Below are 11,075 nucleotides of genomic sequence, written 5' to 3'. Positions count from 1 at the left end.
CTGGCCGGCCTCCGACGACTGTGATGCAATGCCCGCCCAGCCATTGACCCTGCCGCCGCCGAACGTGAAGCCGAGCCTCGTCCGCAACCTGCTGCTGCCGATCCCGCTGCTCCTGCTGATGCTCGGCTTCGGCTACGCCGGCTACCTGCTCAGCGCCGCCGCCGGCACCCGCGCCCTGGTGGCCAGCGGCGAGCGCCAGCTGGAACTGCACGCGCGCGGCGTGGAAAGCGAGATCAGCCGCTACACCTACCTGCCCAGCCTGCTGGAGCTGGAAAGCGGCGTCACCCGCCTGCTGCTGGAACCCACGCCCTACCGCCGCGACCAGGTCAACGCCTACCTCGAAGGCCTCAACCGCCGCGCCGGCAGCCGCGCCATCTACCTGCTCGACACCAGCGGCCGGGTGCTGGCCACCAGCAACTGGCAGGACGCCGACAGCTACCTCGGTGAAGACCTGTCGTTCCGCGCCTACTACCAAGACGCCGTGCAGGGCCGGCCGGGGCGCTTCTACGGCATCGGCAGCACCACCGGCGAGCCCGGCTACTACCTGGCCCACGGCCTGGTGCACGGCGGGCGCATCGTCGGCGTGGCGGTGGTCAAGGTGCGCATGGACGCCCTCGAGGAACGCTGGGAAAAGGCCCAGTTGCAGGCCTTCGTCAGCGACGAGAACGGCATCATCATCCTCTCCAGCAATCCGCAGCTGCGCCTGAAGGCGGTGCGCCCGCTCAGCGCCGAGGACAAGGAGCGCCTGGCGCGCAGCCTGCAGTACTACTGGTGGGCGCTCAACGAATGGCAGCCCAGCTCGCGCCACGCGCTGGGCGAGGGCGTCGAGGAGATCGGCTTCCGCGACGCCCACGCCGAACACCTGTACCTGAAGCAGACCCGCCGCCTCGACGACACCCCCTGGGACTTCACCCTGCTCAGCCCGCTGCAGGACGTGCGCCGCGAGGCCTTCATCCACGGCGCGCTGGCGGCGCTGGGCTGCGCCCTGCTGGCGTTCCTGCTGATCGCCTGGAACGAGCGCCGCAAGGTCCTCGCCACCCGCCTGGCCGCGCGCGAGGCGCTGGAGCAGGCGAACAACGAACTGGAGCGGCGCATCACCGAACGCACCGCCGACCTGCGCGCCAGCAACCAGCACCTGCGCGAACAGATCCGCGAGCGCCGGCAGGCCGAGGACACCCTGCGCAAGGCCCAGGACCGCCTGGTCCAGGCCGGCAAGCTGGCGGTCATCGGGCAGATGTCCACCAGCATCGCCCACGAACTCAACCAGCCGCTGGCGGCGCTGCGCACGCTCTCCGGCAACACCGTGCGCTTCCTCCAGCGCGGCGCCCTGGACACCGCCAGCAGCAACCTGCAGGCGATCAACGAGATGGTCGACCGCATGGGCCGCATCACCGCCAGCCTGCGCGCCTTCGCCCGGCGCGCCGACGACCACGGCCAGGCGCGCCTGGGCAAGGCGGTGGACGCCGCCCTGCTGGTGCTGCAGGTGCGCCTGAAGGAATGCCCGCTGACCCTGCACCGCGCCTTCGACGACGCGCGCCTGGGCATCGACCAGACCCGCCTGGAACAGATCCTGGTCAACCTCATCGCCAACGCCCTCGACGCCATGCGCGACCAGGCCGACCGCCAGCTCTGGCTCGACGGCCGCGGCGAAGGCGGTCAGTACCTGCTGACGGTGCGCGACAACGGCCCGGGCATCCCGCCCGCCGCCCGCGAGCACCTGTTCGAACCCTTCTTCACCACCAAGCCCGGCGAGCACGGCCTGGGCCTCGGCCTGACCCTCTCGGCCAGCCTCGCCACCGCCGCCGGCGGCAGCCTCGGCGTGGCCCACCCGGAAGCCGGCGGCACCGCCTTCGAGCTCAGCCTGCCGCTGCTCGCCCCCCAGGAGCCCAGCCCATGACCGACGAAACCCTGCGCGTGCTCATCGTCGAAGACGACCCCCACGTGCTGCTCGGCTGCCAGCAGGCGCTGGCCCTGGAAGACATCGACAGCGACGGCGTGGCCAGCGCCGAGGAAGCGCTCCAGCGCGTGGGCGCCGACTTCCCTGGCATCGTCGTCAGCGACATCCGCCTGCCCGGCATGGACGGCCTGCAACTGCTCATCCGCCTGCGCGAGAAGGACCCGCAGCTGCCGGTGGTGCTGATCACCGGCCACGGCGACATCGCCATGGCGGTGCAGGCCATGCGCGACGGCGCCTACGACTTCATGGAGAAGCCCTTCGCCCCCGAACGCCTGGTGGAAGTGGCGCGGCGCGCCCTGGAGCAACGCCGCCTCAGCCGCGAGGTCGGCCAGCTGCGCCGCCAGCTCGCCGGGCGCCAGGCCCTGGAAGCGCGGCTGATCGGCCGCTCGCCGGCGATGCAGGCGCTGCGCGAGCTGATCGCCAACGTCGCCGACACCTCGGCCAACGTGCTCATCGAAGGCGAAACCGGCACCGGCAAGGAGCTGGTCGCGCGCTGCCTGCACGACCACAGCCGGCGCCAGTCCAAGGCCTTCGTCGCGCTCAACTGCGGCGGCCTGCCGGAAAGCCTGATCGACAGCGAAATCTTCGGCCACGAAGCCCACGCCTTCACCGGCGCCGGCAAGCGGCGGATCGGCAAGATCGAGCACGCCGACGGCGGCAGCCTGTTCCTCGACGAGATCGAGAGCATGCCGCTGAACCTGCAGATCAAGCTGCTGCGCGTATTGCAGGAACACCAGCTGGAACGCCTGGGCTCCAACCAGCTGATCGCGGTGGACTGCCGGGTGATCGCCGCGACCAAGTCCGACCTCGCGGCCATGGGCCGCGAAGGCGGCTTCCGCAGCGACCTGTACTACCGCCTCAACGTCATCACCCTGCAACTGCCGCCGCTGCGCGAGCGGCGCGAAGACATCCTGATGCTCTTCGAGCACTTCCTGCAGCTGGCCTCGCTGCGCTTCGACCGCCCGGCGCCAGCCCTCGACAACACCACCGCCGCCAGCCTGCTGGCCCACGCCTGGCCGGGCAACGTGCGCGAGCTGCGCAACGTCGCCGAACGCTTCGCCCTCGGCCTGCCGGTGCTCAGCGCCAGCGGCCTGGGCCCGGACGCCAGCGAACCGCGCTTCGCCGAAGCCGTGGAAGCCTTCGAACGGACCCTGCTGGGCAACGCCCTGGAACGCCACGCCGGCAACCTCAGCCAGGCCGCCAGCGCCCTGGGCATGGCCAAGACCACGCTGTTCGACAAGGTGAAGAAATACGGCCTGGCGTAGGCCGGGCGGCGCGAATCGCGGACAAAGTCCACCTACAGATCCAGGGAAGCACGGTCGTAGGAGCGGACTCTGTCCGCGATTGCCCGATCCATTGCGCCCGACCACCCAGCGGTGAAAACGGCCAAGGTCGGCGCCGAGCAGGATGTGACCAAGGTCAACCGGCGTATAACCGCGAACGGTTATACGCCCTACGCTACACTACCCGCCTTTCCGCTATCGCCGCACAGCCTGGAGCCACCCCATGTCCGCCAAATCCGAAGCCTTCTGGAACCAGCTGTGCGCCGACGCCGGCGTCGATCCGCAACGGCGCCTGGCCGCGCGCCAGGCCGTGCTGGCCGACGCCAAGGCACAGGACGCCTGCTTCTATCGCCCCGATGACAACGACCCGGACGCCGAGGAACTCGACCTGGGCGACGCCAAGGTGCTCTTCCTCGGCCCCTTCGAGGCGCCCGCCGACTGGGACGCCACCGAGCGCGAGGCGTTCTTCGAGGACGCCGACCCGGCGGCCTTCTTCAGCGCCCTGGTGGAATGCGAGGCCACGCCCGGCAGCAAGGCCTTCTTCGTCCCGGAAATCGGCGACTTCGTGGCGCTGATGCCGACCCCGGACAAGGTGCAGATGTACTTCCTGCACGACTGGCGCGAAGAGGAAGACGGCTGCCATTGCGTGCTGGTGCGTGACGACGAGGGCCTGTGAGCCGACGCACCGCCTAGCCTTTTTCCTACAGAAGCAACGGTGAATGTCCACTAGGCCGGGCGCCGGGCCGAACCTACAGTTAACGGTTCAATGCACCCAGCGGCGCCCGCCATGCCCCACGATCACGACAGCCTGCCGGTGGAGCTCGAAACCCACCTGCCCAACCACGCCCCGCGCCTGCTGCGCGGGCGCATCAGCCTGAGCGACTACCACGACCTGCTGCACGGCCAGGCGCCGATCGTCGTGCGCCTGGAGAACTGCCAGGGCTGCGGCGGCAGCGCCAGCGGCGACCTGTTCATTCGTGGCGCGCACATCCACAGCGTCGTGCGTACCGACGCCGCCCTGCGCTAGCGGGCGGCGGCCGCCCGCGTCCTCCCGGTTAACTGAACCGAAGCTGAATAACGCCACGATTCTTCGCCGCTCGGGGAACCGGGCGTTGCGGCGCCAGTCCCAGTGGAATACGAAAGGTACTTCGGCAAATTCCCACGCAGCCTTCGGCGGCAGCGCCGTGCGAGACCCCACCATGCAACAGGATCAGGACACGCTCTGGGTTGAGCTGGAAACCCTCGACAACGATCAGCGCCCGCACCGCCTGCGCGGGCGCATGCAGTTGCGCGATTACTTCGACCTGCTCGCCGGCTGCGCACCGAACCTGGTGCGCCTGGACGACTGTCGCGCCGACCGCCGCGGCCCGGTGGCCGACCTGTTCATCCGCAGCGTGCACATCCTGCGGGTCATGGCCCTGGGCCCCCTCCCGGCCTGAGCAGGGCCCCGGCCATCCTCAGTCGGCCATACCACGGTAGACGTAGGTCATCGGCTTCGGCCCCGGCAGGTAGTCGCGGGTCAGTTCGCGCACCTGGAAGCCGCCATCGGCGATCAACGCCGGAATGTCGCGGTTGAGGTGGCAACCGCCGGCCAGCGGCTTCCAGATCGGCGTCAGGCGGTCCTGCCAGGCGCGCACGCCGGCGTCCGGCGCCAGGCCGTGTTCGCAGAAGAGGAATTCGCCGCCCGCCTTCAACACCCGGCGCATCTCGCGCAGCGCCGCCACCGCGTCGGGGATGGTGCAGAGGGTGAAGGTGCAGACGATGCTGTCGAAACTGCCGGCGTCGGCGCGAATCTGCCCCAGCTCCAGCGCCACCATCTCCACCGGAATGCCGATGCCCGCCGCGCGCTTGCGCGCCAGGCCCTGCATCTGCGCCGCCGGGTCGACGCCGACGATTGTCGACACTTTCCCCGCATCATAGAAACCCAGGTTCAACCCGGTGCCGATGCCGATCTCCAGCACCCGGCCGTGGGCCCGGGGCACCAGCTTCGAGCGCTGCTTCATCACATCGCCCATGCCGCAGGCGCAGTCGATCAGCCGTGGCAGCAGGTAGCGGTCGTAGACTCCCATGCTCGTCTCCCTCGCGATTTCGCCCAGCCTACTCCAGCGCAGGCCGCGCCGCGCGGGGCTTTTACGCCATCCGCCGGATTCCTGGGAACCTTTGCGTCTAACTCGTCGGCCCATTAGACGATTGTCGACAATCCTCTTGACCGCACCGATCGAGGGGGTTAATTTCCGCGGCACCTGATGCGGATTGTCGACACCATGAACGAATCCCTGCTCCTGCCCAGCGAAGTCGAGGGCGACGGCGAGACCCTCTCGGAACACGTGTTCCGCAAGATCCAGTCGGCCATCGTCAAGGGCGAGATCGCCCCCGGCAGCAAGATTTCCGAGCCGGAGCTGGCGCGCACCTACGGTATCAGCCGGGGCCCGCTGCGCGAGGCGATCCACCGCCTGGAAGGCCAGAAGCTGCTGGTGCGCGTACCGCACGTCGGCGCGCGGGTGGTGTCGCTGAGCCACGAGGAACTGATCGAGCTCTACGAAATTCGCGAATCCCTGGAAGGCATGGCCTGCCGCCTGGCCGCCGAGCGCATGAGCCAGGCCGAGATCGACGAGCTGCGCCGGGTGCTCGACACCCACGAGCGCGACGAGGCGTTCCAGGCCGGGCGCGGCTACTACCAGCAGGAAGGCGACTACGACTTCCACTACCGGATCATCCAGGGCAGCGGCAACCGCACCCTCACCCGCATGCTCTGCGGCGAGCTGTACCAGCTGGTGCGCATGTACCGCCTGCAGTTCTCCGCCACGCCGAACCGCCCGCGCCAGGCGTTCTCGGAGCACCACCGGATTCTCGACGCCATCGCCGACCGTGACGGCGAACTGGCCGAACTCCTGATGCGCCGCCACATCGGCGCGTCCAAACGCAACATCGAGCGTCACTACCTGGACGCCCACGCCAAGACAGCCAACGAACGAGGTGAGTCATGAGTCTGCTTTCCCCCGGCCAGCGTTTCCGTACCGCCCTTGCCGAAGAGAAACCGCTGCAGGTGATCGGCGCGATCAACGCCAACCACGCCCTGCTCGCCAAGCGCGCCGGCTTCAAGGCCATCTACCTCTCCGGTGGCGGCGTCGCCGCCGGCTCCCTGGGCCTGCCGGACCTGGGCATCAACACCCTGGACGACGTGCTCACCGACGTGCGCCGCATCACCGACGTCTGTGACCTGCCGCTGCTGGTGGACATCGACACCGGCTTCGGCCCCAGCGCCTTCAACATCGAGCGCACCGTCAAGAACCTGATCAAGGCCGGCGCCGCCGCCGCGCACATCGAGGACCAGGTCGGCGCCAAGCGCTGCGGCCACCGTCCGGGCAAGGAAATCGTCTCCACCGAGGAGATGGCCGACCGCGTGAAGGCCGCCGCCGACGCCAAGACCGACCCGAACTTCTTCCTCATCGCGCGCACCGACGCCATCCAGGCCGAAGGCGTGGACGCCGCCATCGAGCGCTGCCTGCGCTACGTCGAAGCCGGCGCCGACGCCATCTTCGCCGAGGCCGCCTACGACCTGCCGACCTACAAGCGCTTCGTCGACGCGCTGAACGTGCCGATCCTGGCCAACATCACCGAGTTCGGCGCCACCCCGCTGTTCACCCGCGACGAGCTGGCCTCGGTCGGCGTGGCCATCCAGCTCTACCCGCTGTCGGCCTTCCGCGCCGCCAACAAGGCCGCCGAAGCCGTGTACACCGCGATCCGCGAGGAAGGCCACCAGAAGAACGTCATCGAACTGATGCAGACTCGCGCCGAGCTGTACGACCGCATCGGCTACCACGCCTTCGAGCAGAAGCTCGACGCGCTGTTCGCCGCGAACAAGAAGTAAGCCGGACGGCGACTGGCCCCGAGGCACTGGGTTCCCGCGTTCGCGGGAATGACGCCGAGGGGCAGCGCCGCCGCAATCGAATCGAAACGCCCGGCTCCGCCGGCGGAACAAGAACAAAGCAACCGGATTCGTGAGGAGATATTCAATGAGCGCCACCGCCGAAACCACCACCGCCTTCAAGCCGAAGAAGTCCGTGGCCCTGAGCGGCACCGCCGCCGGCAACACCGCCCTGTGCACCGTCGGCCGCACCGGCAACGACCTGCACTACCGCGGCTATGACGTGCTCGACTTCGCCAACCGCTGCGACTTCGAGGAAATCGCCCACCTGCTGGTCCACGGCAAGCTGCCCAACGCCGCCGAACTGGCCGGCTACAAGGCCAAGCTGAAAGCCCTGCGCGGCCTGCCGGCCGGCGTCAAGGCGGCCCTGGAAACCCTGCCGCCGTCGGCCCACCCGATGGACGTGATGCGCACCGCCGTGTCCGTGCTCGGCTGCCTGTCGCCTGAGAAGGACGACCACAACCATCCGGGCGCCCGCGACATCGCCGACAAGCTGATGGCTTCCCTCGGCTCGGCCCTGCTCTACTGGTACCACTTCAGCCACAACGGCAAGCGCATCGACGTCGAAACCGACGACGACTCCATCGGCGGCCACTTCCTGCACCTGCTGCACGGCGAGAAGCCGCGCGAGTCCTGGGTGCGCGCCATGCACACCTCGCTGAACCTGTACGCCGAGCACGAATTCAACGCTTCCACCTTCACCTCGCGCGTGATCGCCGGCACCGGCTCCGACATGTACTCCTGCGTCGCCGGCGCCATCGGCGCCCTGCGCGGCCCGAAACACGGCGGCGCCAACGAGGTGGCCTTCGAGATCCAGAAGCGCTACGACAACCCGGACGAAGCCGAGGCCGACATCCGCGCCCGCGTCGAGAAGAAGGAAGTGGTGATCGGCTTCGGCCACCCGGTCTACACCGTCTCCGACCCGCGCAACAAGGTGATCAAGGAAGTCGCCAAGCAGCTGTCGGATGAGCAGTCCAACACCAAGATGTACGACATCGCCGAGCGCCTGGAGACCATCATGTGGGACATCAAGAAGATGTTCCCCAACCTCGACTGGTTCAGCGCCGTCAGCTACCACATGATGGGCGTGCCCACCGCCATGTTCACCCCGCTGTTCGTGATCGCCCGCACCGCCGGCTGGTCCGCCCACGTCATCGAGCAGCGCATCGACGGCAAGATCATTCGCCCGAGCGCCAACTACGTAGGCCCCGAGGACCTGAAGTTCGTGCCGCTCAAGGACCGTAAATAATCATGAATAGCCAATACCGTGAACGCCTGGCCGGCACCGCGCTGGATTACTTCGACGCCCCTGCAGCGGTCGAGGCGATCCAGGCCGGCGCCTGGGCCAAGCTGCCCTACACCTCGCGCGTGCTCGCCGAGCAACTGGTGCGCCGCTGCGAACCGGAACTGCTGACCGCGGCCCTGGAACAGCTGGTCTACCGCAAGCGCGACCTCGACTTCCCCTGGTACCCGGCGCGCGTGGTCTGCCACGACATCCTCGGGCAGACCGCGCTGGTCGACCTGGCCGGCCTGCGCGACGCCATCGCCGACCAGGGCGGCGACCCGTCCAAGGTCAACCCGGTGGTGCCCACCCAGCTGATCGTCGACCACTCCCTGGCCGTGGAAGCCCCGGGCTTCGACCCGGAGGCCTTCGAGAAGAACCGCGCCATCGAGGACCGCCGCAACGAGGACCGCTTCCACTTCATCGAGTGGACCAAGACCGCGTTCAAGAACGTCGACGTGATCCCCGCCGGCAACGGCATCATGCACCAGATCAACCTGGAGAAAATGAGCCCGGTGATCCAGGCGCGCGGTGGCGTGGCCTTTCCCGACACCTGCGTCGGCACCGACTCGCACACCCCGCACGTGGACGCCCTGGGCGTGATCGCCATCGGCGTCGGCGGCCTGGAAGCCGAGACCGTGATGCTCGGCCACCCGTCGATGATGCGCCTGCCCGACATCGTCGGCGTCGAGCTGACCGGCAAGCGCCAGCCCGGCATCACCGCCACCGACATCGTCCTGGCGATCACCGAGTTCCTGCGCAAGGAGCGCGTGGTCGGCGCCTACGTCGAGTTCTTCGGCGAAGGGGCGGACAGCCTGTCCATCGGCGACCGCGCGACCATCTCCAACATGTGCCCGGAATACGGCGCCACCGCCTCGATGTTCTACATCGACGAGCAGACCATCGACTACCTCAAGCTCACCGGCCGCGAGCCCGAGCAGGTGGCGCTGGTGGAGAACTACGCGAAGACTCTCGGCCTGTGGGGCGACGCCCTGAAGACCGCCGAGTACGAGCGCGTGCTCAGCTTCGACCTGGGCAGCGTGGTGCGCAACATGGCCGGCCCGTCCAACCCGCACCGCCGCCTGCCGACCTCGGCGCTGGCCGAGCGCGGCATCGCCGACGAGGCCAAGCTGGAATCCGGCCGCGACGAAGAAGCCCACGGCCTGATGCCCGACGGCGCGGTGATCATCGCCGCCATCACCAGCTGCACCAACACCTCCAACCCGCGCAACGTGGTCGCCGCCGGCCTGCTGGCGAAGAAGGCCAACGCGCTGGGCCTGGTGCGCAAGCCGTGGGTGAAGACCTCCTTCGCGCCGGGTTCCAAGGTCGCCAAGCTGTACCTGGAAGAAGCCGGCCTGCTGACCGAGCTGGAGAAGCTCGGCTTCGGCATCGTCGCCTACGCCTGCACCACCTGCAACGGCATGTCCGGGGCGCTGGAGCCGAAGATCCAGCAGGAGATCATCGACCGCGACCTGTACGCCACCGCGGTGCTCTCGGGCAACCGCAACTTCGACGGGCGCATCCACCCCTACGCCAAGCAGGCCTTCCTCGCCTCGCCGCCGCTGGTGGTGGCCTACGCCATCGCCGGCACCGTGCGCTTCGACATCGAGCAGGACCCGCTGGGCACCGACCAGCACGGCAACCCGATCACCCTCAAGGACCTGTGGCCGTCCGACGAAGAGATCGACGCCATCGTCGCCGCCAGCGTGAAGCCGGAGCAGTTCCGCCAGGTGTACATCCCGATGTTCGACCTGGGCAGCGTCAAGGAAGCCGACAGCCCGCTGTACGACTGGCGCCCGCAGTCCACCTACATCCGCCGCCCGCCGTACTGGGAAGGCGCGCTGGCCGGCGAGCGCACGCTCAAGGGCATGCTGCCGCTGGCGGTGCTGCCGGACAACATCACCACCGACCACCTGTCGCCGTCCAACGCCATCCTGCTGAACTCGGCGGCCGGCGAATACCTGGCGAAAATGGGCCTGCCGGAGGAGGACTTCAACTCCTACGCCACCCACCGCGGCGACCACCTCACCGCGCAGCGCGCCACCTTCGCCAACCCGCAGCTGGTCAACGAAATGGCCGTGGTCGACGGCGCGGTGAAGAAGGGTTCGCTGGCCCGCGTGGAGCCAGAAGGCAAGGTGATGCGCATGTGGGAAGCCATCGAAACCTACATGAACCGCAAGCAGAACCTGATCATCGTCGCCGGCGCCGACTACGGCCAGGGCTCGTCCCGCGACTGGGCGGCCAAGGGCGTACGCCTGGCAGGCGTCGAGGTGATCGTGGCCGAAGGCTTCGAGCGCATCCACCGCACCAACCTGGTGGGCATGGGCGTGCTGCCGGTGGAGTTCAAGCCGGGCACCACCCGCCTGACCCTGGGCCTGGACGGCACCGAGAGCTACGACATCGAAGGCGAGCTGTCGCCGCGCTGCGACCTGACCCTGGTGGTCAACCGCCGCAACGGCGAAGTGGTCCGCGTGCCGGTGACCTGCCGCCTGGACACCGCCGCCGACGTCAGCGTGTACAAGGCCGGCGGCGTGCTGCAGCGCTTCGCCAAGGACTTCCTCGAGTCGTCTGCGGCGTGATGTAACGGCTCCGGCCCGCACGAGCGGCGGGCCGGCACCAATCCTG

10 protein-coding genes are annotated in these 11,075 nt (G+C 68.7%); 9 read left to right on the top strand and 1 reads right to left on the bottom strand.

The window, feature by feature from the left end; genetic code table 11:
• Nucleotides 1-28: 28 nt before the first annotated feature.
• The 5 genes from P3W75_RS07230 to P3W75_RS07210 all read left to right on the top strand — a co-directional run bounded on the left by P3W75_RS07230 (nt 29) and on the right by P3W75_RS07210 (nt 4,679).
• Nucleotides 29-1,897 (top strand): sensor histidine kinase, encoded by a 1,869-nt coding sequence (locus P3W75_RS07230; protein WP_276226688.1) that lies wholly within the window; start codon nt 29-31, stop codon nt 1,895-1,897.
• Nucleotides 1,894-3,222: a sigma-54-dependent transcriptional regulator gene (locus tag P3W75_RS07225; protein WP_276226687.1), complete on the top strand. Its 1,329-nt coding sequence runs from the start codon at nt 1,894-1,896 to the stop codon at nt 3,220-3,222. Before P3W75_RS07230 ends, P3W75_RS07225 begins: the two co-directional genes overlap by 4 nt.
• Nucleotides 3,223-3,463: 241 nt before the next feature.
• A complete protein-coding gene (locus P3W75_RS07220; protein ID WP_276226686.1) occupies nt 3,464-3,916 on the top strand; it encodes a hypothetical protein in 453 nt (150 codons plus the stop codon).
• A gap of 111 nt (nt 3,917-4,027) precedes the next feature.
• Nucleotides 4,028-4,267, top strand: a complete 240-nt coding sequence (locus P3W75_RS07215; protein WP_276226685.1) for a hypothetical protein — start codon at nt 4,028-4,030, stop codon at nt 4,265-4,267.
• Between the two features lie 172 nt (nt 4,268-4,439).
• Nucleotides 4,440-4,679, top strand: coding sequence for a hypothetical protein (locus tag P3W75_RS07210; RefSeq protein WP_276226684.1), 240 nt, complete (start codon nt 4,440-4,442; stop codon nt 4,677-4,679).
• A gap of 18 nt (nt 4,680-4,697) precedes the next feature.
• On the opposite strand, the gene P3W75_RS07205 is transcribed toward P3W75_RS07210, so the two are convergent.
• Complete coding sequence (locus P3W75_RS07205) at nt 4,698-5,309, bottom strand: class I SAM-dependent methyltransferase (protein WP_276226683.1); 612 nt, start codon at nt 5,307-5,309, stop codon at nt 4,698-4,700.
• 195 nt (nt 5,310-5,504) lie between these two features.
• Here P3W75_RS07205 and P3W75_RS07200 point away from each other — a divergent pair, with 195 nt between their 5' ends.
• From P3W75_RS07200 to acnD, 4 genes are all read left to right on the top strand, one after another.
• Nucleotides 5,505-6,227: a GntR family transcriptional regulator gene (locus tag P3W75_RS07200; protein ID WP_276226682.1), complete on the top strand. Its 723-nt coding sequence runs from the start codon at nt 5,505-5,507 to the stop codon at nt 6,225-6,227.
• Complete coding sequence (gene prpB / locus P3W75_RS07195; protein ID WP_276226681.1) at nt 6,224-7,111, top strand: methylisocitrate lyase; 888 nt, start codon at nt 6,224-6,226, stop codon at nt 7,109-7,111. The genes P3W75_RS07200 and prpB overlap by 4 nt, the downstream gene beginning before the upstream one ends.
• A 145-nt stretch (nt 7,112-7,256) precedes the next feature.
• Complete coding sequence (gene prpC, locus P3W75_RS07190) at nt 7,257-8,417, top strand: bifunctional 2-methylcitrate synthase/citrate synthase (RefSeq protein ID WP_276226680.1); 1,161 nt, start codon at nt 7,257-7,259, stop codon at nt 8,415-8,417.
• A 2-nt stretch (nt 8,418-8,419) separates the two neighbouring features.
• Nucleotides 8,420-11,029: a Fe/S-dependent 2-methylisocitrate dehydratase AcnD gene (gene acnD / locus P3W75_RS07185; protein WP_276226679.1), complete on the top strand. Its 2,610-nt coding sequence runs from the start codon at nt 8,420-8,422 to the stop codon at nt 11,027-11,029.
• Nucleotides 11,030-11,075: the final 46 nt, after the last annotated feature.

The organism is Pseudomonas citronellolis, from assembly GCF_029335315.1.
Taxonomy (GTDB): domain Bacteria; phylum Pseudomonadota; class Gammaproteobacteria; order Pseudomonadales; family Pseudomonadaceae; genus Pseudomonas; species Pseudomonas citronellolis_A.
Note: the sequence above shows the minus strand (reverse complement) of the source record. Positions and strands in the feature narration are given on the sequence as shown.

Excerpts from the sequence above, each read along its gene's own strand:
- P3W75_RS07220 (WP_276226686.1), top strand. The coding sequence starts at position 3,464 with ATGTCCGCCAAATCCGAAGCCTTCTGGAACCAGCTGTGCGCCGACGCC.
- P3W75_RS07215 (WP_276226685.1), top strand. The coding sequence starts at position 4,028 with ATGCCCCACGATCACGACAGCCTGCCGGTGGAGCTCGAAACCCACCTG.
- P3W75_RS07230 (WP_276226688.1), top strand. The coding sequence starts at position 29 with ATGCCCGCCCAGCCATTGACCCTGCCGCCGCCGAACGTGAAGCCGAGC.
- P3W75_RS07225 (WP_276226687.1), top strand. The coding sequence starts at position 1,894 with ATGACCGACGAAACCCTGCGCGTGCTCATCGTCGAAGACGACCCCCAC.
- P3W75_RS07200 (WP_276226682.1), top strand. The coding sequence starts at position 5,505 with ATGAACGAATCCCTGCTCCTGCCCAGCGAAGTCGAGGGCGACGGCGAG.
- P3W75_RS07210 (WP_276226684.1), top strand. The coding sequence starts at position 4,440 with ATGCAACAGGATCAGGACACGCTCTGGGTTGAGCTGGAAACCCTCGAC.
- prpC (WP_276226680.1), top strand. The coding sequence starts at position 7,257 with ATGAGCGCCACCGCCGAAACCACCACCGCCTTCAAGCCGAAGAAGTCC.
- prpB (WP_276226681.1), top strand. The coding sequence starts at position 6,224 with ATGAGTCTGCTTTCCCCCGGCCAGCGTTTCCGTACCGCCCTTGCCGAA.
- acnD (WP_276226679.1), top strand. The coding sequence starts at position 8,420 with ATGAATAGCCAATACCGTGAACGCCTGGCCGGCACCGCGCTGGATTAC.
- P3W75_RS07205 (WP_276226683.1), bottom strand. The coding sequence starts at position 5,309 with ATGGGAGTCTACGACCGCTACCTGCTGCCACGGCTGATCGACTGCGCC.